Here is a 21,851-nt window from a genome sequence, read left to right on the forward strand (position 1 = left end):
AAAGCATTTAAGCTGTTTTACACTCCTAACTGCTTTTTTATTATTTTCACATAAAGTGGCGTCAACTCACCAGATTTGATAACAGTTGTCTTATCTCCAAAAGTCACTAAACAATGTGAGCTTTTACCCGCATCAAGAGCTTCTCGTTTCATTTAGTCCCTCTTTAATTCTCAATACAATTTATATCGCATAAAAAAGTTCGATAGTCAACAATAAAACAAACAAAAAAGTTCGAATTTATATTGATAAAAGGTAACTAAAATTACTGTACGCTCACAATAATCAAATTTTCTAACAAGATGGAGAGAGGATCTTTAAGCTTTTTCTAAAGATGATCTGTTTGTTCAAAAGGCGCAATATGCAGAATCGGGTTACTCTGTCGTGCTTGCCATAAATCGTGTTTTTGTTGCAGTTTAAGCCAAAATTCTGCATCATTTAAACCGGCCCTTTCTAACCGTAAGGCTAGATTAATGCTGATTGCTGCATTGCAGTTTAAAACGCGCGATAAAGTTAAACGGGCAACACCGAGACGATTTGCAGCTTCTGTTACTGTCAATTTTAGTTCATCAAGCAATTCTTCTTTTAAAATGCCACCTGGGTGCGGAGGATTGTACATCATAATAACACCTCAAAAATCAATGATAGTCTTGATAATCAACAAGTTCAACGTCTGTTCCAATGAAACGAAAAGTAACACGCCAATTTGCATTGACACGCATTGACCAATAATCCTTTAATTCTCCTGTCAATTTATGAAGACGATATGATTTAATCTTCATTTGCTCAGGAGAAGATATTGTATCTAAAATCACCAAAATATTTGCTAGTTTTTGAGCATGTGCAGGTTGTATACCTTTGCATACCCCTCTTTCAAAGAATAATTTTAACCCCTTATGCTTAAAACTAACGATTGCCATAATTTACCTTTTGATACTTGGCACGATACACGATGCACTTTTGTAAATCAAGCATTTATTTTGTTTAGTCAGATATGTTTTATATTAAATATCCACTGAGGTAGTTTTGAGAGAGCGAGTGCAATTTGTCCTCTGTGACACATGGTTACATTTTCTTCAAAACAGGTAATTGCAATGCGTTTTCTGTCTAAGAACAACTGATATAGTTTTTCTATTTCAAAAGAATTATCTTTAAGAGTTGTATTGTTATAGTCTTGAAAAAGACACTCATAATCTCTTTGCGTTTTCAAATCTTGACGCTTTTCAGAAATAATACCCAGCTCTGGAATATGCCTATATTCAATACCCAATGCATTTACGATTTTAGATAATTGTGTTTTAGAAAACCCATATTTGCGACTTAACGGATTTTTACGAACATCACACAAAGTTTTGATATTATTTTTGATAAGACGATTGAGATAATTTTCAAAAGACTTCCCCTCATATCCAATGGTAAAGAAACAAAAGGTCTCATCCTTTGGTCGAAATGTATCAATTTTTTCTAAGTCTTTTTTCTCCATAATCTTATTTGCTATACAACTGTTGATAGCAAAATATGGATAGTTTTTGTAGACATACCGAATAAGTTCATCACCCTTGAGATTGCTAAATTTTTCAACAAATGAAGAAATTTTCTCTTGTGTAGCAAATTCAATATCAGAACTATAATCACTTTCCAGTGATGTAAGCTGCCAATCATTTTCGTTGGCAAGTATTCCTAATTCTATAAGCTTGCGTTTGTCAGCATAAGATTGAAAAGAAAAACAACCATATTTGTAAGGCACAAACTCATAACTTTGTTTTTCTTCCCATTGCGTAAATAAAAATAAGTACTCTTGAAAATCTGTCTTTGAAAGGCGTCCTCCAAATTCTTGAAGGAAAGCTAACAATAGTTTTTGCCGTTTGAATAGAGTCTTACCTTTTACTGTTTTCATAGTATTATTTCTGTATCTGATCGATGTAGATAAATTTGAAAAACCACTCAAATTCTAACAAATGCGCTGGTTTATGATTGCTTGGTATCAAGTCAGTAAAATTATATCACAAAACAGCATTTATGCACTGATAAAATCACCAATAAACTGTTTATTTTCAATTATTTATGCTGTTTTTTCTTTGGAAAAATGGACTATGTTATGCTATAGTAAAAATAGCTTTTCATATCCGTATTTCATTTCAATTATTTTCCTTAGAAAAGATATAAAACATGCTTAATAAAGTAATTTTAATCGGCTATTTGGGTGCCGATCCAGAAAGCAGAACAATGCCATCTGGAGTAGAAGTGGCCAATTTTCGTATAGGCACTTCTCAAAGCTATGTAGATAAAACAACTTCTCAAAGAATAAATAAAACAGAATGGCATTCTATTGTGATTTTTAATCCGCATCTTGCAAAGATTGCGCTTCAGTATCTGGGCAAAGGTTCCAAAGTTTACATTGAAGGTCAATTACAAACACGTAAATGGCAAGATAAAAGCGGGCAAACACACTACACAACAGAAATTGTCTTACCGCAATATAAAGGTGAGTTAAAAATCCTTAATAGTGCTCAAAAGTCTGATTCTGACATGGCTACTCAAGAGCAAGCGGTGGCATGGGAGAATAGTAGGCAGGAGCAATATTTAGAAACGACTTTGAATGACAGAATCCCGTTTTAATCAGAGGTTTTCTTATGAAGAAACGAAAGAAACGGGGAAGACCTAGAATAGCCGGTCAAATAAAAGAACTCAATGGACGTATCTCGCGTGCAAAAACGCCTGATAAGTCTTTGTATCAACAGACACTTGAAATGCGTGCCAAGCGTTATGGAGCGAGTATTCAAGATGCGAAAAACCCGCTTATGGGTACTTATGTAGGGCGGTTATATTTATTGGAAAAAAAGATTAATCAAGATCAGTACGATGCATCACAGCAGTATATTCAAGTGCGAAACAATTATCGGTGTGCGAAAGGATTACCAGGGGCTATTTATGATGAAATGCCAACATCTTCTGATGATAGCGAAAGGAACAAGTGGGTTGAAGTAACAACTGATCGCTATAAAGCTATGCAAGAGGTTATTAGAGAAGCACAAGTTTTGCATCGTCGGTATAATCTTCATGATGCATTAGAGCATCTGGTTATTGAAGACCAATCACTGGAACATCTTGTCAGTTCTCTACGCATCGCTCTGAATGCTCTTCATAAATACTTCGGTCGTTAATTAAAGAGTTGACATCAGATTTAAAATTAATAAAATGTGTATATATTTACACATTATGAGTATATAAAATGGAACAAGATAGCCGAAAAATCATTGCAAAATTAAAGTGTGACGGCTTTGAACTTGTTAAAGTAAAAGGTTCTCATCATAAATTTAAAAAAAATGGTCAAGTAATTATCGTTCCCCATCCTAAAAAAGACTTGCCAATTGGTACAGCGCGTTCCATTGCACAACAAGCGGGCTGGTTAAAAAAAGGAAAAGAAGAATGAAAAGATTTTTTGCTCTTGTTCACAAGGATGAAAATTCTGCTTTTGGTGTTCAGTTTCCTGATTTTAAAGGACTATTTTCTGCTGCCGATCAGGAAGAAAATCTTATTGCTAATGCAACAGAAGCTCTTCAATTATATTGCGAAGAAATGGATAAATTGCCAACTCCTTTAAAATTTGAAGAAGTGATACAGAAAGAAACTATCAAAATAGCTTTGTCGGAAGGAGCTTTTTTAATACAAGTTCCATTTATTGAAAATGATTCAGAAGTGGTGCGTATGAATATATCAATTGAACGAGGGCTCTTGCGTGCAATTGATGATTGTGCACAAGAAAGAGGCTTAACACGATCTGCCTTTTTAGCAACGGCAGCACGTCATGAGCTTAATATTTGAGTCATCAGATGTAATGAGAAAATTTACAACTTTTCTTCTACGACCATTTACACTTAACAAATACCATATTTAGTTTGATTGAAATAAAAAATACCAGATTGTGATTTTTTTAGTTGACATGGGGATATAAATAGTATTTAATAGCGCTACTGCACGTGTTTTTGTGCGCCCAAAATTACAGAATCATGTAATTTTTTCTTGTTGTTAAAGTTTCTGAAAGCCCTGTGAATGCAGGGTTTTTTATTAAACAACTCAAATTTAGTCACTCCTATTTATTGACATACACTTATTAACCTCACTCTTCTTTCCTCCTGAGAGTGAGGTTTTTTTATATCTCAGTTTCTCCAAAGGAATAACCCATGGAAAAAGTACAAGTAGTCATCACAAGACCTATGTGTGTTCTTGGTGACAACAAAGCCACCGTTCGTTTTGAGCCTTCCACAAAAAGTAATCCATTCGTTGAGGTTTCTTATCAGGTTTATGATCGTCTCAAACGCGCAGGTGCTGCTAAGCTTTATCAACAATGGCTATCACAAACCGTCAATGAAAAACCTAAACCTAATGAGCAAGAGGTTTCTATAGATATAGATGTAAACACTCAAGAGGTTACACAGGTCGTTGAGCAAATTACACAAACATCTATAGAGTCTGACAAACAATCTCAAAAAGAGCTTAATGAGCAAGAAGTCTCTGTAGATGTAAACACTCAAGATGTTGAGCAAACATCAGTAGAATCTAGTGAACAGTCTGCAAAAGCAAAAACTTCTAAATCCTCGACGCGTACGACTAAAAAGGCTTAAACTGTGAAGTCAAATAGCCATGCAAAGCAAGTTGAACGCTTTGCTGAAACTGTTAAAAATTATATCACGCGCTTAACAAGCATTTTAGCAGAGCCAGATACTGAAGTACGACAAGCTTTTGACAGTTTTTTAGCAAAATTACGTGATGATTTAAATAACACGACCACAGAAGGCGATGCGATTGAAATGCTTGCACAACATATTATCATGCTTCCTGTATTTAAATTGTTGTTTGAAGAATACCAGTTTACTCGTGAAAATCCTGTGTCACGTGCTATACAGCGTGTGCTTGATGCGCTTAAAGAAGCTAACTTTGAGCAAGAATCTAAAGATCTTGAGAGCTTTTACGCTGGTGTAAAATTACAGGCCTGTGGACTTACTGATCCACAAGAAAAGCAAAAATTGATTTTAGAGATTTATGAAAAGTTTTTTCGTTGTGCTTTTCCACTCACTGCTCAAAAACTAGGTATTGTCTATACTCCCATTGAGGTTGTAGATTTTATTATTAATTCAGTCAATGAGGTATTACAAACTGAATTTGGCAAAACACTTGGTTCACCTGGTGTTGAGATTATGGACCCGTTTACGGGAACGGGAACTTTTATCACACGGCTTTTACAATCTGGTCTGATTAAAAAAGAGGAGATGGAATATAAATTCCGTCATGAGATTTATGCCAATGAAATAGTACCATTAGCATACTATATCGCGGGCATTAATATTGAAGCCACATACCATAGCATTATGGGTGGAGATTATGTACCATTCGAGGGGATTTGCTTAACCGATACATTCCAGCTTTATGAGCAGGGAAAAGATCAGATGAGTGATTTGAATAAAGCAAAACAGTAAATGTCAGTCACGTCAGGAAAAACAAGATATTTGTGTTATTGTTAGTAACCCACCCTATTCTGTCGGGCAAAAGAGTGAAAATGACAATGCGAAGAATCTTAGTTATCCTAAATTAGATAATTATATCCATGAAACTTATATAGCTCAATCTAAAGCAATTTGTTTACGATCGCTTTATGATAGTTATATCCGTGCAATTCGTTGGGCAAGTGATCACATAAAAGACTGTGGTGTCATTGGTTTTGTTACAAATGCAGGTTTCATTAATGCACGTTCCATGGATGGCTTACGAAAATGTCTGAGTGAAGAGTTCTCGAGTATTTATGTATTTAATTTACGGGGGGATAAACGCAAAGATATGATGAGTAAAGGACGTGCTCAAGAAGGTCAGAATGTTTTTGGCAGTGGAAGCATGACAGGTATTGCCATAACAATTCTTATCAAAAATCCAGAAGTGCAAGAGCGTGGAAAAATTTATTATTACGACATTGGTAATAATCTCACGAGAAAAGAGAAACTTTCTGAAGTTCAGCGTTTTGGCAGTATTGGCGGCATCAAGCGTGAACATGGTTGGCAAGTGATTACACCAGATGAGCATGGTGATTGGCTTAATCAACGCAACAGTGATTTTGAAAAATTACTCGCTTTAGGAGATAGGAAAGGCAGTAGCATAAAGTTATTCGAAATTTTTTCCGGTGGTATTGTAACTAATCGTAATGCTTGGGCATACAACTCAAGTCGTGAAGCTTTAGTAAAGAATATGAGCAATATGATTACCTTTTATAATAGTGAAGTAGAGCGTTTTAATGCTGCATTCCCTCTCTAATCGCAAGGTACGTGAAAATGCTGTAGATGACTTTGTCAACACAGATGCTAGAAAAATCAGTTGGAGCCGTTATCTCAAACAAAAACTAGTGAGAGGAACTATTTTAGCATTTGAAGATGGTTTTCTTATCCAAAGCCTTTATCAGCCTTTTACACGCCAGTGGCTTTATTATAATCGTTCTCTTAATGAGAGAGTATGTCAAATACCACGCATATTTCCTATGGAAGAGGCTGTTGAAAACAGAATGATACAAGTTTCAGAAGCCGGAGAAAGAGTAGACTTTTCTGTTTTGATGACTAAAGATTTACCCAATAGTGATGCACTAGGGAAAGGTCAGTGTTTCCAAGGTACGTTTATGAAAATACTGCATCTTATGCAAAGGAAACCAAGGCAGCTGGCTTACAACGACGTGATGCTATAACTGATGAAGGGTTAGCGTATTTTAAAGAAGCCTATCCTGATGAAACAATTTCAAAAGATGATCTCTTCTTTTACGTTTATGGAGTATTACATTCTGAAGATTATCGTGCTCGTTATGCTCATAATCTTTCCAAACAATTGCCTCGTATTCCAACGGTTAAAAAAGTAGAGGACTTTTGGGCTTTTGTTAAAGCTGGTCGAAAGCTTGGTGATTTGCATACCAATTATGAAGAGGTTGAATCATATCCCGTCACATATAAACAAGGTGATCCAAGCACTTGGATTATTGATGACAAGGTTAGTTTCTACCGTGTTGAGAAGATGAAATTTGGTGGCAAGCGTGGAGCTATTGATAAAAGCACTGTAATTTATAATGCACAAATTACTATGCAAAATATCCCATTGGAAGCTTACGACTATATAGTAAGTGGTAGACCTGCTCTTGAATGGGTTATGGATAAACAAATTGTAAAAACTGATAAAGCAAGTGGCATTGTTAATGATGCTAATCGCTATGCTGTGGAGACTATTGGCAATCCTGCTTACCCCTTAGAATTGTTTCAACGGGTTATTACTGTAAGTTTAGAAACAATGAAAATTGTTCGTAATCTTCCCAAATTAGAAATAAGAGAAATTGAAGATACTCAAAAAACTCTACACTAAAAGAGTTTAAACAAAATTGGAGGGTATCTCTTTAGATAAAAAGAAATGTTGTAAATTTTCAAAATGAGAAAAAATAGTTAGAGTATTCTGTACCTTTTGAAATCTCAATTACCAAAAGCTTTTGTTTATAGTTTGTCGAAGAAGTTTCCGTTATTTTCAATGAGTACAATATCCAAATACCAATATATAAAGTGCTCATTGTTACTTACACATTTTAAATGGGTTTCATAAATTTGGAGAGGAATTTTAGAGCTGGATATTTCTCAAGCTATTAATGTCGAGCAACTACTCCTAAGTGCAATGCAAAAAACATTTACACTATTAAAATCTACGTAAGATTTATGCTAAAAACTTTAATATCTTCTACATTCTTTCAAAAAACTAGCCTCGAGCTAAAATTAGTGAGTTTATTCTTGAGTCACAGCTCTTTTTTATAGTATTGATTTTATCCAAATTAGTATATCATAGCCTTAGTGGAAAACAAAATGATCCCAAAAGATTTATAATCTTTTTGATTAATTTACTTACAAGACGCGATATTTAAGAAATTATCGTAAAAATTTCAACAAAGCTATAAATAGATCAAATAGTTTTATAAAATATTTAATACACAATAGAAAAATGTATAGATCCTATAGCGCCAGTAAATATCTGCTTACCTTCTTGTTGAAATTGTTGAATTAATTTTTCATCAATCATGCGGCGATCCCACATTGTGCCAAACATATAGCCTTTTTTCCAATCAACAGATCTTCCAGTAAAATTTTCCATTGCCGATTGATTGTATATTCTGGCAGTATCATGATCTAAAGCTTTAAATAAAGCCTGTGATCCTCCAAGCAATTTGCCTTCTTTTGCTAAGGAATGTACAAGATCCTTTAATTGATTATCACTTATTGTCAAAGGGGCATAAACCTGAAAGTGACCATTTGGAACATCATCATACCCCTGAAATTGCGAAGAATCAGCGTCAATTAAATCTCCCCACAAAACAACAGAATGAGTGGATTCCATTACAGGAGACAAAACTTCGGTAACTTGAACTCTATTATCAGATACCTCTTTAATATGTGACAATGCATCATAGAATTTTAAAGGAAAAATATCTTTAGTATCAATAGATACAGATGGTGCTTGAATAATGTTATGAAGTGCTTCGTCAAAATGCTGCTCCATAGGTAAACTGTGTTTTTGATATTCATCAACTTTTATGTTGAACTGAAATGAATCAATAAAAACCATTCTTCTCCCCTCCCTATTTGAGCTGATGTATTCCAATAATACTTTTATAGATTTTTATATAACACAAATAAATGTTAAAATAAAGCCAGAAAAAAACAAAGATTATTTTATAAAGGCTATTTTTACTCATTATAATTTTGTTTTAAAAAATAAAAATTACAAAACACATTATTGATATATTCACTAATTCTCTGCTTATGAAATTTAATACTCTTCTATTATCACTTATTTTTACTTTTCATCATAGACTTGAAAGTGCTATAGAAGATAATATTACTTAAATGAAAAAGGACTTCTAATGGAAAAGATCAAAGTAGAAAATCCTGTCGTTGAAATCGACGGCGATGAAATGACCCACATTATTTGGAAGCATATAAAAGATAAACTGATCCACCCTTATCTCGATATTAATCTCAAATATTATGATCTTTCCATCAAAAACCGAGATAAAACCAATGATCAAGTTACTATTGATTCTGCCAATGCTATTAAGCAATATGGAGTTGGTGTAAAATGTGCAACTATTACTCCTGATGAGTCACGTGTTAAAGAATTTAACTTAAAAAAAATGTGGAAGTCGCCAAATGGTACGATCCGTAACATTTTAGGAGGGGTCATTTTTCGTGAGCCTATTATCTGTAAAAATGTCCCACGCCTTGTTCCTAGCTGGACAAAACCTATTATTATCGGACGCCATGCTTTTGGTGATCAATATAAAGCAACTGATTTTAAATTCCCTGGTAAAGGGAAACTAAGCATCAAATTTGTCGGTGATGATGGCCAGATTATAGAACATGATGTTTTTGATGCCCCAAGCGCGGGGGTTGCTATGGCCATGTATAATATTGATGAATCAATCCGCGACTTTGCTCGCGCATCTTTTAATTACGGCCTACAACGAAATGTTCCTGTCTATCTTTCGACAAAAAATACTATTTTAAAAGCCTATGATGGCCGTTTCAAAGATATCTTTCAAGAAATATTTGATACAGAATTTAAAACTGAATTCGAAAGCCGTAAACTACATTATGAACATCGCTTAATTGATGATATGGTTGCTTCAGCACTCAAATGGTCAGGTGGATATGTCTGGGCATGTAAAAATTATGATGGTGATGTTCAATCAGACATTGTTGCTCAAGGTTTTGGTTCCCTTGGTCTTATGACTTCTGTTCTCATGACACCAGACGGTAAAATTGTTGAAGCAGAAGCCGCGCATGGTACAGTAACACGTCATTACCGTCAGCATCAGAAAGGTGAAGAAACATCAACAAATTCTATCGCTTCTATTTTTGCATGGACACGTGGTCTGATTCATCGCGCTAAACTTGATAACAATGAGAAGTTGAAAAACTTTGCCGTTACATTAGAAAAAGTTTGTGTCCACACTGTTGAGGAAGGTTTTATGACAAAAGATCTTGCGCTTTTGATCGGACCAGAACAAAAATGGCTTTCTACAACAGGATTTCTCGATAAAATTGATGCAAATTTAAAAAAAGAAATGGCCAATTAATATAATTAAAGTCCTCAAGCTCTGTGAAAAGAGAGCTTGAGGGTTTTTGCAAAATTAAATAACTGTATTCTAATAAAACAGGTAGCTTCTTTTCAATGCAAAACATAGCAAAACAGCGATACTGTTTCATAAGAATAAAATATTGACACTTTAGTATTAGTATACACACATTTTCTAATGTGAATATTGCAAAAGAGAGATACTTTGAAGTATCTATCAAATCTATTTTCAATAGCTTTTAGTATCAAACCCATAAAACAACGACAATCACAAAAATAAAAGCAACCTACCCCTCCTCGCAAGCTTATCCAAGCTAAGTTGTATTAGCTTGAATAATAATCGTAATCTTAAAACAAGTGTACACTATTAACAGCTTTCAAACACTATTTTTCAGCATTTAAATCAACCATAATCATAATTTTGAAATAAACATTATACAAGCAACTGCTTACAAACTGTAACACCAAATTAAGTAAAACAAAAAACGAGTGTTAATAATATTGGTTGAAACATAATCAACAGCACCATGCTAATATATGTTGCGTATCTAAAGTCATCTTATATAAAAAATGTAATTTTCATACTTCTTTAAGAAATCACTAACCTGTAATTAACATTGTTAATTTAAACAGTTATCTAGAAACAGAAAACAAACTGTTTTTCTCCGGATCAGGTAGTGCGTATCGGAGCAATAATCTCTGTTAAATTGACAGTGCAGAGAAAATGTTGTCAATAAAACTGCGCAATTCATTTTTTTATGATAGCGCAGTTTTATATTTTTCAAAAAAGTTACTCTAGTGAATCAAAATTGTTAAGAAACACTCTTTTTATGAGAAAATAAACTTAATACAATAAAAAATAAGTCAAATACTATCAAAAATAAACACACATTAATGTGCTAATGCCTTATTGCTTTGCTCCCATAAAGCATTCGCTTCTGCACAAAAATCAGCATAACATCCTGCTTTAATAGAAGTACGAATATCTTGCATACGCTGTTGATAATAAGAAAGATTATTCCAAGTTAACAACATACCACCAAGAGCTTCATTAGATTTGACTAAATGGTGCAAATAGGCACGACTATAATCACGTGCAGCGGGACAAGGCGACTGTGGATCAAGAGGGCGAGAATCTTCTGCATAACGTGCATTGCGCAAATTTATTCTACCAAAGCGGGTAAAAGCTAAGCCATGGCGCCCAGCACGTGTTGGTAAAACACAATCAAACATATCAATACCTCGAGCGACACTTTTTAAAATATCATCTGGAGTGCCCACTCCTATGAGATAGCGTGTTTATTCTCTGGCAAAATAGAACAAGTAGCATCTAATACCGCCATCATAACATCTTGAGTTTCACCAACTGCAAGCCCTCCAATAGCATAACCTTTCAAATCCATCTCTTTCAAGGTTTGAACAGAACGCTCACGCAACTTCATATTATCACCACCTTGAACAATACCAAACATAGCTTTATCTGATTGATTACCAAAAGCTGTTTTACAACGCTGCGCCCAACGTAATGAAAGTTCCATAGCAGCTTCTATTTCTTTCTCACTTGCAGGTAATGCAATACATTGATCAAGCTGCATTTGAATGTCAGAATCAAGCAGTCCTTGGATTTCAATAGAACGTTCTGGACTCATTTCATAATACGCTCCATTAATATGAGAGCGGAAAATCACACATTTCTCTGTGATTTTACAAATCCCTGAAAGCGACATAACTTGAAAACCACCAGAGTCCGTTAAAATAGGTTCAGGCCAACGAGCAAATTCATGTAAGCCTCCTAAACGTGCAATCCGTTCAGCCCCAGGACGCAACATTAAATGATAAGTATTACCCAAAATAACATCTGCCCCAAGATCACGTAGCTGATCCATATACATAGCCTTAACGGTCCCTACCGTTCCAACTGGCATGAATGCGGGTGTGCGAATACGTCCACGTCCTGTTATAATTTCACCCAAACGTGCCTGTTCATCTTGAGCAATTTTGTCTATAGTGAAACGTCTTAACCATTATTTTCGTCTTTTCGATTAAACAAATTCATATCGTTATAGCAACAAAAAAACACAACTCCTTTTTTGATCGCATTATTATAAGTGTTATAAAATGAATTTACTTTACTAAACACCGAAACCAGCATTAAGAAAATTCAACGAAATAAATGAGAATTTATTATCTACCAATCAACACAATAAAAACAGCTTGACGAAAAAAATATCTGTAGTGTTCGGGTTAAATATCTTAAAATATTAACATTTATCCACTACAGTTCTAAATAACCTTAAGTGTTGTACTTAGATAGCAATAACTTTATTTTTGTATGTTTTTAGTGTCATAAATACTTAAATAATTTTAGGTATGAATATAATCAATTTCTCTGAATCCATTTTATGATTATGCATACTGTCACATTCAGAATAAAATACACATCTTCTTACATTGAAAACAAAATAGTGCTGCTCCATTTTATATTTTTGAAGCCCATTTTGAAATTTTTCGCTAAAATGTAAACTGATAATCGGAACTGTTACTTTATTTTATAAATAAAAATAATTTAGTATTTCTGCTTTTTTTAATATTTTTTCAACACTCTAAACGCAATTTTAAACACAACAAATAAGATAGAAATAGCATCTACCCAAATAAATTAGAGTAACAGAACCAAAACAAATACTTCAACTATACCGGAATAATATTTTGCTTCACAAAAACTAAGTGTATTCTTTTCACTAAAAAGCTTAGAAAATTACAAACATAAAAAATCTTGTAAGATTTGCTTTTGAAGAATATATATAAAGAAAACGTGCATTTTGATGTAAAGAAGCCAATTTTAATAATAGGGCCCGTTATTTCGAAAATTCAAAATTGAAAAGTTTTATTTACACAAAAACACACAGTTCACATTAATCTCAATAAAATTCCAAATTAAACCGTAAACAGAAATTATCTGCACAATATTCTAATACTACTTTGTATCCACAGCAATTTTGGCTTTGATAATCATATCAGGCTCTACAACAGGTTCACCACGCTTGATCTTATCAACATTTTCCATACCTTCCACAACCTGTCCCCATATAGAATATTGACGATCAAGCCAAGGAGCGTCTTCAAAGCAGATAAAAAACTGCGAATTAGCAGAATTTGGATTTTGGCTGCGTGCCATAGAAACTGTACCACGTTTATGAGAAATATTCGAAAACTCTGCTTTCAAATCAGGCTTATCCGATCCTCCCATACCCACACGCGATAAATCGAATTTCTGACCGTCTTTTTTCCCAAACTTCACATCACCAGTTTGAGCCATAAAACCATCAATAACACGATGAAAAACAACATTATCATAAGCACCTTCACGCACTAACTCTTTAATACGCACCACATGGCCAGGAGCTAAATCAGCAAACAATTCAATCACTATATTGCCTTTTGTTGTTTCAAGAATTAAAGTATTTTCTGGGTCTTTAATCTCAGCCATATAATTATCCTTTGATTTATTGATCACGTTGCAAATGAGCAGCATTGATAACATCAGGATTTGTTACAGATCCATTATTACTGACAGCGCCCTTCTTAATTTCATCGACAACATCCATTCCTTTTACAACTTCCCCAACAACAGTATACTGTTCATTTAAAAAAGTAGCATCATCAAAACAAATGAAGAATTGAGAATTTGCTGAATGAGGATCTTGTGAACGTGCCATACCAACAGTACCACGCCTAAATGGCTGTTTTGAAAATTCTGCTACTAAATCAGGATAATTTGAACCACCCATACCAACGCGCTTAAGATCAAAATCAGTACTATCTTTTTTTCCAAATTTTACATCGCCTGTCTGCGCCATAAAACCAGGGATAACACGATGAAATACAACATTATTATAAGCACCCTCTTCTGTTAATTTTTTGATTCTGTCGACATGTTTTGGCGCAAGATCAGGACGTAAACGAATAACAACATCACCATTTTTAAGGGATAAAACAAGGGTATTATGCTCATTTGCTAAAGCATTAAATGAAAAAAGATAAACAATACATGTTAAAATGGCAAAAATTCTAATATACACAATCATTTTTCCTTCAAGGATTTAAATTTCAAACACAAAGCTTGTGCAACATTTTGAGGAACAAAAGGCATAACGTCCCCCCCATAGCAGCAATCTGGCGCACTAATGTAGAAGTTATTGGACGACTAGAAACGCTTGCCGGTAAAAAAACAGTTTGTAATTCAGGAGCCATAATCTTGTTCATCCCTGCCATTTGCATTTCGTAATCGAGATCAGTACCATCACGCAAACCACGAATAAGAAACGAAGCTTGAATTTCACGCGCTTTATTAATTAAAAGATTATCAAATGCAATAACTCGCAATCGATCAGGACCTGTATTTAATAAGTCTTTCCCGACTTGTGTAATTAAATCAACACGCTCTTCAAAACTAAAAAGTGATTGTTTTCCACTTTGTATACCAATAGCTACCACCACTTCATCGGCCAATAATAAACTGCCTTGCAAAACATCAAGGTGACCATTTGTAATAGGATCAAAAGAACCTGCATAAAGAGCAATGGTCATCATTTACTCCAATGTTTTCACAATTACACTTCGTCGTCCGCATCAACCACATTGCAATGCTGCTCACTTTCTTCCATATCTGGTTCGCTAGCATTAACTTCAGGCTCAGAAATACGCTCAACTGATACAACCTTCTCACCTTTTGCTGTATTAAAGATCGTTACCCCCTTGGTCGAACGACCAGCTATGCGAATACCATTAACAGGAACACGAATAAGCTGCCCTTTATCTGAGACAAGCATAATTTGATCTTGCGCTTCCACCGGAAAGGCTGCCACTAACTTACCAATTTCAGCTGTTTTGGATGGATCGGTTGCACGAATCCCCTTTCCTCCACGTCCTGAAATACGAAAATCATAAGAGGAAGACCGTTTTCCATAACCAAACTCACTAACTGTTAAGAGCATTTGTTCATGGGCACTAAGCTCCATATAACGTTCATCTGTTAATTCTGTTACGGTTGTTTCTGACTCTTCATCACCAATGACAATATCTTCATCATCTGCACCAGCTGCACGCCGTTCACTGATCACGCGTTTAATATAGGCAGAACGCTCAGTCGACGTAGCTTCAACATGCTTTAAAACAGTCATAGAAATGACTTTATCACTATCACCCATGTTGATACCACGTACCCCCATTGAATGACGCCCAACAAACACACGAACATCACTCACAGGAAAACGAATACATTGTCCATTCGCTGTTGTAAGAACAACATCATCATACTCTGTACAGGTCTCTACGGAAAGAATCTCATCTCCTTCTTCACCAAATTTCATTGCAATTTTACCATTACGATTAACTTGAACAAAATCTGATAATTTATTGCGACGTACAGTCCCACGCATTGTTGCAAACATAACATCAAGTTTGCTCCAATCTTCCTCATCATCTGGTAAAGGCATAATTGTTGTTATACGCTCACCTTGTTGCAAGGGCAGCATATTAATTAAAGCTCGCCCACGCGATTGCGGCGTACCAATAGGTAAACGCCAAACTTTCTCTTTATAGACAATTCCACGTGACGAAAAGAAAAGAACCGGTGTATGTGTATTAGCTACAAATAAACGGGTTACAAAATCCTCATCTTTTGTAGCCATACCAGAACGCCCCTTACCCCCACGACGTTGGGCACGGTACGTATTTAAAGGCACACGTTTAATATAACCACTATGACTAACTGTCACCACCATTTCTTCTGGTGCGATCAGATCTTCATTATCCATATCCGCACTACCGAAACCAAAAACAGTGCGCCGAGGAGTTGCAAATACTTCACGAAGAGCGTTTAGTTCATCTTTAACAATACCCATAATTCGTGAACGCGATGCCAAAATATCAAGATAATCGGTAATATCTACACCAATTTTATTTAATTCGTCAGCAATCTCATCGCGACCAAGTGCTGTTAACCTCTGCAAACGCAACTCCAAAATAGCACGCGCTTGTTCTTCTGATAAATGATATGTATTATCCTCATGGATAATATGACGAGGATCATCAATAAGCTTAATTAAAGGTGCTATATTAATAGCCAACCAACGCCGCTCCATTAATTGTGCGCGCGCTATTTGTGGATCAGATGCCTTGCGAATTAATGCTATAATTTCATCAATATTAGCAACAGCAATAGCAAGCCCAACTAAAACATGTGCACGCTCACGCGCTCTACGTAAAAGATATTTTGTTCTCCGACTTACCACTTCTTCACGGAAAGAAACAAATGCACGAAGTATATCAAGCAACGTCATCTGCTCAGGTTTTCCGCCATTCAACGCAACCATATTACAACCAAAAGAGGCCTGCAGTGGCGTATAACGATATAGTTGATTTAAAACAACATCCGCAACAGCTTCTCTCTTAAGCTCAATAACAACCCGATACCCATCACGATCAGATTCATCACGTAAATCAGAAACTCCATCAATACGTTTATCACGAACTAATTCAGCTATCTTTTCAATCATTGTAGCTTTATTAATCTGGTAAGGTATTTCGCTTACGATAATTGCCTGCCGATTATTACGAATTTCTTCGATATCGACTTTAGCACGCATAATAATTGAACCCCGCCCCGTTTCATACGCCGAACGAATACCCGAACAGCCAAGAATAATACCACCCGTAGGAAAATCAGGACCAGGAATGATTTTAATCATCTCATCTAGCGTTATACTGGGATCATCAATTAAAGCGATACATCCATCAACAACTTCACCAAGATTATGTGGAGGAATATTAGTCGCCATTCCTACAGCAATACCACCCGATCCATTTACCAAAAGGTTAGGAAAACGTGCTGGTAAAACCATAGGCTCACGTTCACGTCCATCATAATTATCTTGAAAATCAACAGTATCCTTATCGATATCAGCTAAAAGTTCTTCTGAGATTTTCTCTAAACGACACTCTGTATAACGCATCGCTGCAGGTGGATCACCATCAATAGAACCAAAATTCCCTTGCCCGTTAATCAACGGATTTCGCAAAGAAAAATCCTGCGCCATGCGCACTAATGCATCATAAATCGAAGCATCACCGTGAGGATGAAATTTCCCCATTACTTCACCAACAACACCCGCTGACTTACGATAAGATTTGTTGAAAGAAAGACCCATTTCATTCATTGCATGAAGAATACGACGATGAACAGGTTTCAATCCATCACGCACATCAGGTAATGCACGTGATACAATCACGCTCATCGCATAATCGAGATAGGAGCGTTGCATTTCTTCAATAATACTAACTGGCTCAATACCGGTCAGCACATCACGTTCTGTCAGTGGAGTAAGATCGGTCACAGTTCTAATACTTTCAAAAAAGAATCATTTTGATCTTTTATATCGAAAAATACTTTAAAATGCTAACTCCCCTCCCCATAAGAGAGTAAGAATTGAACAATAATTTCTAATATATTACTTGTTTATATGAAGAATCAGAAATGAAATGAACATAATCCGCTCCCCTGAGTTAAAAAATGAAATAAACAATGCCCAATGCAATCTTTTCAAATTCCCCGCGTATCTTAGGCAATCTTCTCAACAAAAATACTAAAATAAAGACTTTAAGAAATAGATCATTGCCTTTACAATAATCTTTCATCTTCAATCTACTTACCATGCTTTTTGACATGAGCACAACTTAGCGCTCCTTATGTTATAACCTGCCACATACCTTCTAATACATTTACTAATCAGTTTAACTGCATGATACAAAATAAGTTTCTTTTTACTTTTCTTATAAGACAATAAACTTTAAATTAGAAATTTACCCTTCTTGTTTGAAAATAAAAAGCAATAATAACATCTTTTATAGATTATCAAAATGGAACGTCATCATCCAATTGGTGTGAAAAATTTCCTTCCAAATAATTATTGTTTTGGCTAAAATTTTCTTTTCGATCCAAACTACTATCCCCAAAGTCATCACTACCTAATGGATTTTCGTGCATTCTCTCCCCACCATCCATAGCGCCACGACCTTCAAGCATTTGTAATTCACCGCGATATTTTTGTAAAACAATTTCTGTCGTATAACGATCATTACCATTTTGATCTTGCCATTTGCGTGTTTGCAATTGACCTTCAATATAAATTTTACTGCCTTTTTTTAGATATTGCTCCGCAATTTTTACAAGATTTTCATTAAAAATAACAATGCTATGCCACTCGGTGCGTTCTTTACGTTCATTCGTATTACGGTCACGCCAGCTTTCCGAAGTGGCAATACGTAGATTTGCCACTTGATCACCAGAATTCAAACGACGGATTTCAGGATCAGCACCAAGATTACCAATCAAAATAACTTTATTAAGGCTACCAGCCATTATACAAACTCCAAAATTTAAACTACCTTCTTATAGTAAAAGACAATAAAAACATCTAGCTTATATCCATCATAAAGGAAAAAAGCTGTACTTTTACTTCTCTTTCCAAAAGAATTTACACTCTTCTTTCTCTTATAATAATGGAACACATTGTAATTTCAAAGGAAAGGTCTTATTTCATATAATAGTGTAAATTTTTTGTTCATACGCCAAGGATCAACATGTCTCACCAGAAATATATATCTATTCGCGGCGCACGTGAACATAACCTTAAAAATATCGATCTTGACCTTCCTCGCAATAAATTAATTATTATAACAGGACTTTCCGGCTCAGGTAAATCATCCTTAGCTTTTGATACAATTTACGCCGAAGGTCAACGTCGTTATGTTGAAAGCCTTTCTGCCTATGCACGCCAATTTTTGGAAATGATGCAAAAACCAAACGTTGATCAAATAGATGGTCTGTCCCCTGCTATCTCTATCGAACAAAAAACCACTAGCCGTAATCCTCGTTCAACAGTTGGTACTGTAACTGAAATTTATGATTATATGCGCCTTCTCTTTGCTCGTATCGGTATCCCTTATTCACCTGCCACAGGCCTCCCTATTGAAAATCAGACAATCAGCCAAATGGTTGACCAAATTATGGCCTTACCAGAGGGTACGCGGATTTTTATTATGGCACCTTTAGTGCGAGGAAGAAAAGGTGAATATAAAAAAGAGCTAGCAGAACTTTTAAGAAAAGGATTTCAACGTGCCAAAGTTGATGGCAATTTCTACGAAATTCCTGACATCCCTCCTCTTAATAAAAAATATAAACATGATATAGACGTAGTGGTAGATCGCCTTGTTGTGTGTCATGACATTACTTCTCGTTTAGCTGATAGTATAGAAACCTGTCTGCAGATTGCAAACGGACTTGCGATTGCTGAAATGGCAGATCAACCTTTGACAATAAAGGAAACCTCAAAGGAATCTACCAACAAATCAAAAAATGAAACACATAAACGACTCATTTTTTCAGAAAAATTCGCCTGCCCTATATCCGGATTCTCTATTCCTGAAATCGAGCCACGCCTTTTTTCATTCAACAACCCTTTTGGTGCTTGTCCCACTTGTGATGGGCTTGGCATTCAAAAAGCAATTGACCCAGCAAAAATTGTACCCAATGAAAATCTTACTTTAAAATCTGGAGCCATTGCCCCTTGGTTTAAATCACCCTCACCTTACCATAACCAAATACTAAAAGCGTTAGGCAAAGCCTATGAATTTAAACTTACAGATAAATGGTGTGAACTTTCAGATGAAGCCCAGCATGTTATTTTATACGGTACAAAAACAAAAGAAATTCCCCTTATTCACGAAGATGAAGGCTGCTCTAACACAACAACCCAATATTTTGAAGGCGTTATTCCAAATATGGAACGGCGATGGAAAGAAACCGATTCTGCTGGCTCATATAAAGAAATCGAATATTACATGTCTTCTTCACCTTGTCGAGCTTGTAATGGTCATCGGTTAAAACCAGAAGCACTCTGTGTTAAAATTAACGAAATGCACATTGGGCAAGTATCAGAACTCTCTATCCTAAAAGCAAATGATTGGTTTGCTAATATTGATCAGTATCTTAATAAAAAACAACGTAGTATTGCAGCACGTATTTTAAAAGAAATCCGTAAACGTTTAGAATTTTTAAATCATGTGGGACTTGAATATCTTACCTTATCTCGAAATTCAGGAACACTTTCAGGCGGAGAAAGTCAACGCATTCGGCTAGCGTCTCAAATTGGTTCTGGCCTCACAGGTGTTCTTTATGTTTTAGATGAACCGTCTATTGGTCTACACCAACGCGATAATGGACTCCTTTTAAAAACGTTGTGCCATTTACGTGATCTTGGCAATACAGTTATCGTTGTTGAACATGATGAAGATGCCATTTTTACAGCAGATTATGTAGTGGATATTGGCCCTGCTGCAGGCGTTCATGGTGGAGAAGTTATTGCTCAAGGTACACCGCAGGAAATTATGAATAATCCATCCTCGCTTACAGGCCAATATCTTTCAGGAAAAATGGCAGTTACTATGCCCGCTAAGCGACGTAAAATATCAAAGTCAAAAGTACTCAAAGTAATTGGTGCCCAAGGTAATAACCTTAAAAATATTAATGTCGATATCCCTCTTGGGACTTTTACTTGCGTAACTGGTGTTTCAGGTGGAGGAAAATCAACATTTCTTATTGAAACTCTCTTTAAAGCTGCGTCACGCCACATTATGGGAAGTCATCAAAACCCAGCAACCTATACCAAAATCGAAGGACTAGAATTGCTTGATAAGGTCATTGATATTAATCAATCACCTATTGGGCGTACTCCACGCTCCAATCCAGCAACTTATACAGGTGCTTTTACCGCAATCCGCGATTGGTTTGCTGAGCTTCCTGAATCAAAGGCTCGTGGTTATCAAGCAGGACGTTTTTCATTTAATGTCAAAGGGGGACGTTGTGAAGCATGCCAAGGCGATGGTGTTATCAAAATTGAAATGCACTTTTTACCTGACATCTACGTTACATGTGACATATGCCAAGGAAAACGCTATAATAGAGAAACGCTAGAAGTAAAATTTAAAGGAAAATCTATTGCTGACGTACTTGATATGACAGTTGAAAAAGCTGAAAAATTTTTTCAAGCTGTCCCTGCCATTCATAACACAATGAAGACTCTTGTTAAAACTGGCCTTGGCTATATCAAAGTTGGACAACAGGCTACAACGCTTTCTGGTGGTGAAGCCCAGCGCGTAAAACTTGCCAAAGAACTTTCACGAAAAACAACAGGCCGCACACTCTATATTTTAGACGAACCAACAACGGGTTTACATTTTCACGATGTTGCAAAACTTCTTGAAGTTTTGCATGAACTCGTTGAGCAAGGCAATACAGTTGTAGTTATTGAGCATAATCTTGAAGTCATTAAAACGGCTGATTGGATTATTGATTTAGGACCAGAAGGTGGAGATGGCGGTGGTCAAATTGTTGCAATTGGCCGCCCTGAAGATATTATAAATATCCCTGAATCCTATACTGGAAAATTTCTAAAAGAGCTTTTGTTACGCAGACCTTTGCATAATTTAGACTCTTAAAACAAGTCGTAAAATAATTTACGCACCTAATAATGTAATGATGTATAAATAAGGTTTATAACTTATAATTGTATCATTTTTATTCTTCACAAGCCTTTTTATGTTATAATATAATAACATTTTACTTCATATGTCCTGTTGGAATTATTTGCCAA

At 35.5% G+C, this 21,851-nt stretch carries 18 protein-coding genes and 3 pseudogenes; 10 read left to right on the forward strand and 11 right to left on the reverse strand.

All coding sequences use genetic code 11. The features are described 5' to 3' along the window. Positions 1-17: 17 nt before the first annotated feature. From BWD162_RS08065 to BWD162_RS07905, 4 genes are all read right to left on the reverse strand, one after another. Positions 18-152, reverse strand: a complete 135-nt coding sequence (locus tag BWD162_RS08065; protein ID WP_257787958.1) for a hypothetical protein — start codon at positions 150-152, stop codon at positions 18-20. A gap of 173 nt (positions 153-325) precedes the next feature. Continuing rightward, entirely contained in the window at positions 326-619 is a 294-nt protein-coding gene (locus BWD162_RS03760) for a HigA family addiction module antitoxin (protein ID WP_078705501.1), read from the reverse strand. Positions 620-635: 16 nt separating this feature from the next. After that, positions 636-917 (reverse strand): type II toxin-antitoxin system RelE/ParE family toxin, encoded by a 282-nt coding sequence (locus tag BWD162_RS03765; RefSeq protein WP_078705502.1) that lies wholly within the window; start codon positions 915-917, stop codon positions 636-638. Positions 918-985: 68 nt separating this feature from the next. After that, positions 986-1,894, reverse strand: a complete 909-nt coding sequence (locus tag BWD162_RS07905; protein ID WP_078705503.1) for a DUF488 domain-containing protein — start codon at positions 1,892-1,894, stop codon at positions 986-988. 272 nt (positions 1,895-2,166) lie between these two features. Between BWD162_RS07905 and ssb (BWD162_RS03775) the strand changes: the two genes are divergently transcribed. From ssb (BWD162_RS03775) to BWD162_RS08155, 8 genes and pseudogenes are all read left to right on the forward strand, one after another. Beyond that, positions 2,167-2,616 (forward strand): single-stranded DNA-binding protein, encoded by a 450-nt coding sequence (gene ssb, locus BWD162_RS03775; RefSeq protein ID WP_078705504.1) that lies wholly within the window; start codon positions 2,167-2,169, stop codon positions 2,614-2,616. Positions 2,617-2,630: 14 nt separating this feature from the next. Then, entirely contained in the window at positions 2,631-3,161 is a 531-nt protein-coding gene (locus BWD162_RS03780; RefSeq protein WP_078705505.1) for a hypothetical protein, read from the forward strand. A gap of 68 nt (positions 3,162-3,229) precedes the next feature. Continuing rightward, complete coding sequence (locus tag BWD162_RS03785) at positions 3,230-3,430, forward strand: type II toxin-antitoxin system HicA family toxin (protein ID WP_010703152.1); 201 nt, start codon at positions 3,230-3,232, stop codon at positions 3,428-3,430. Further along, positions 3,427-3,822, forward strand: a complete 396-nt coding sequence (locus tag BWD162_RS03790; RefSeq protein WP_078705506.1) for a type II toxin-antitoxin system HicB family antitoxin — start codon at positions 3,427-3,429, stop codon at positions 3,820-3,822. The genes BWD162_RS03785 and BWD162_RS03790 overlap by 4 nt, the downstream gene beginning before the upstream one ends. 359 nt (positions 3,823-4,181) lie before the next feature. Next, on the forward strand, positions 4,182-4,622 hold the full coding sequence (locus tag BWD162_RS03795) for a hypothetical protein (protein ID WP_078705507.1): 441 nt from the start codon (positions 4,182-4,184) through the stop codon (positions 4,620-4,622). Between the two features lie 3 nt (positions 4,623-4,625). Beyond that, positions 4,626-5,474 carry an N-6 DNA methylase gene (locus tag BWD162_RS08145; protein WP_335617771.1) on the forward strand — a complete coding sequence of 283 codons (849 nt, stop codon included), beginning with the start codon at positions 4,626-4,628 and terminating at the stop codon, positions 5,472-5,474. Positions 5,475-5,832: 358 nt separating this feature from the next. Further along, positions 5,833-6,300, forward strand: coding sequence for a type ISP restriction/modification enzyme (locus BWD162_RS08150; RefSeq protein WP_335617772.1), 468 nt, complete (start codon positions 5,833-5,835; stop codon positions 6,298-6,300). Beyond that, positions 6,281-7,383, forward strand: a pseudogene (locus BWD162_RS08155) (type ISP restriction/modification enzyme). Before BWD162_RS08150 ends, BWD162_RS08155 begins: the two are co-directional and overlap by 20 nt. A gap of 603 nt (positions 7,384-7,986) precedes the next feature. Here the strand turns inward: BWD162_RS08155 and BWD162_RS03805 are convergent. Continuing rightward, the gene (locus BWD162_RS03805; RefSeq protein WP_236824095.1) at positions 7,987-8,625 is read right to left on the reverse strand and encodes a hypothetical protein; all 639 of its coding nucleotides are present in this window, start codon (positions 8,623-8,625) and stop codon (positions 7,987-7,989) included. Positions 8,626-8,923: 298 nt separating this feature from the next. Between BWD162_RS03805 and BWD162_RS03810 the strand changes: the two genes are divergently transcribed. After that, positions 8,924-10,138: an NADP-dependent isocitrate dehydrogenase gene (locus BWD162_RS03810; RefSeq protein WP_078705508.1), complete on the forward strand. Its 1,215-nt coding sequence runs from the start codon at positions 8,924-8,926 to the stop codon at positions 10,136-10,138. 890 nt (positions 10,139-11,028) lie between these two features. Here BWD162_RS03810 and tgt read toward each other — a convergent pair. The 6 genes and pseudogenes from tgt to ssb (BWD162_RS03840) all read right to left on the reverse strand — a co-directional run bounded on the left by tgt (position 11,029) and on the right by ssb (BWD162_RS03840) (position 18,559). Then, a pseudogene (tgt, locus tag BWD162_RS03815) lies at positions 11,029-12,162 on the reverse strand (tRNA guanosine(34) transglycosylase Tgt). A 952-nt stretch (positions 12,163-13,114) separates the two neighbouring features. Then, positions 13,115-13,627 (reverse strand): peptidylprolyl isomerase, encoded by a 513-nt coding sequence (locus tag BWD162_RS03820; protein WP_078705509.1) that lies wholly within the window; start codon positions 13,625-13,627, stop codon positions 13,115-13,117. A 16-nt stretch (positions 13,628-13,643) separates the two neighbouring features. Then, positions 13,644-14,219, reverse strand: coding sequence for a peptidylprolyl isomerase (locus tag BWD162_RS03825; protein ID WP_078706134.1), 576 nt, complete (start codon positions 14,217-14,219; stop codon positions 13,644-13,646). A 2-nt stretch (positions 14,220-14,221) separates the two neighbouring features. Continuing rightward, positions 14,222-14,727, reverse strand: a pseudogene (gene coaD, locus BWD162_RS03830) (pantetheine-phosphate adenylyltransferase). 23 nt (positions 14,728-14,750) lie between these two features. Beyond that, on the reverse strand, positions 14,751-17,534 hold the full coding sequence (gene gyrA / locus BWD162_RS03835) for a DNA gyrase subunit A (protein WP_078705510.1): 2,784 nt from the start codon (positions 17,532-17,534) through the stop codon (positions 14,751-14,753). A gap of 518 nt (positions 17,535-18,052) precedes the next feature. Next, the gene (gene ssb / locus BWD162_RS03840; protein ID WP_078705511.1) at positions 18,053-18,559 is read right to left on the reverse strand and encodes a single-stranded DNA-binding protein; all 507 of its coding nucleotides are present in this window, start codon (positions 18,557-18,559) and stop codon (positions 18,053-18,055) included. A 221-nt stretch (positions 18,560-18,780) separates the two neighbouring features. Between ssb (BWD162_RS03840) and uvrA the strand changes: the two genes are divergently transcribed. Continuing rightward, a complete protein-coding gene (gene uvrA / locus BWD162_RS03845; RefSeq protein WP_078705512.1) occupies positions 18,781-21,696 on the forward strand; it encodes an excinuclease ABC subunit UvrA in 2,916 nt (971 codons plus the stop codon). Positions 21,697-21,851: the final 155 nt, after the last annotated feature.

It is taken from the genome of Bartonella sp. WD16.2, assembly GCF_002022505.1.
Lineage (GTDB): Bacteria > Pseudomonadota > Alphaproteobacteria > Rhizobiales > Rhizobiaceae > Bartonella.

Coding starts and splice junctions, on each gene's coding strand:
- BWD162_RS08065 (WP_257787958.1), bottom strand. CDS start 152: ATGAAACGAGAAGCTCTTGATGCGGGTAAAAGCTCACATTGTTTAGTG.
- BWD162_RS03760 (WP_078705501.1), bottom strand. CDS start 619: ATGATGTACAATCCTCCGCACCCAGGTGGCATTTTAAAAGAAGAATTG.
- BWD162_RS03765 (WP_078705502.1), bottom strand. CDS start 917: ATGGCAATCGTTAGTTTTAAGCATAAGGGGTTAAAATTATTCTTTGAA.
- BWD162_RS07905 (WP_078705503.1), bottom strand. CDS start 1,894: ATGAAAACAGTAAAAGGTAAGACTCTATTCAAACGGCAAAAACTATTG.
- ssb (WP_078705504.1), top strand. CDS start 2,167: ATGCTTAATAAAGTAATTTTAATCGGCTATTTGGGTGCCGATCCAGAA.
- BWD162_RS03780 (WP_078705505.1), top strand. CDS start 2,631: ATGAAGAAACGAAAGAAACGGGGAAGACCTAGAATAGCCGGTCAAATA.
- BWD162_RS03785 (WP_010703152.1), top strand. CDS start 3,230: ATGGAACAAGATAGCCGAAAAATCATTGCAAAATTAAAGTGTGACGGC.
- BWD162_RS03790 (WP_078705506.1), top strand. CDS start 3,427: ATGAAAAGATTTTTTGCTCTTGTTCACAAGGATGAAAATTCTGCTTTT.
- BWD162_RS03795 (WP_078705507.1), top strand. CDS start 4,182: ATGGAAAAAGTACAAGTAGTCATCACAAGACCTATGTGTGTTCTTGGT.
- BWD162_RS08150 (WP_335617772.1), top strand. CDS start 5,833: ATGATGAGTAAAGGACGTGCTCAAGAAGGTCAGAATGTTTTTGGCAGT.
- BWD162_RS03805 (WP_236824095.1), bottom strand. CDS start 8,625: ATGGTTTTTATTGATTCATTTCAGTTCAACATAAAAGTTGATGAATAT.
- BWD162_RS03810 (WP_078705508.1), top strand. CDS start 8,924: ATGGAAAAGATCAAAGTAGAAAATCCTGTCGTTGAAATCGACGGCGAT.
- BWD162_RS03820 (WP_078705509.1), bottom strand. CDS start 13,627: ATGGCTGAGATTAAAGACCCAGAAAATACTTTAATTCTTGAAACAACA.
- ssb (WP_078705511.1), bottom strand. CDS start 18,559: ATGGCTGGTAGCCTTAATAAAGTTATTTTGATTGGTAATCTTGGTGCT.
- uvrA (WP_078705512.1), top strand. CDS start 18,781: ATGTCTCACCAGAAATATATATCTATTCGCGGCGCACGTGAACATAAC.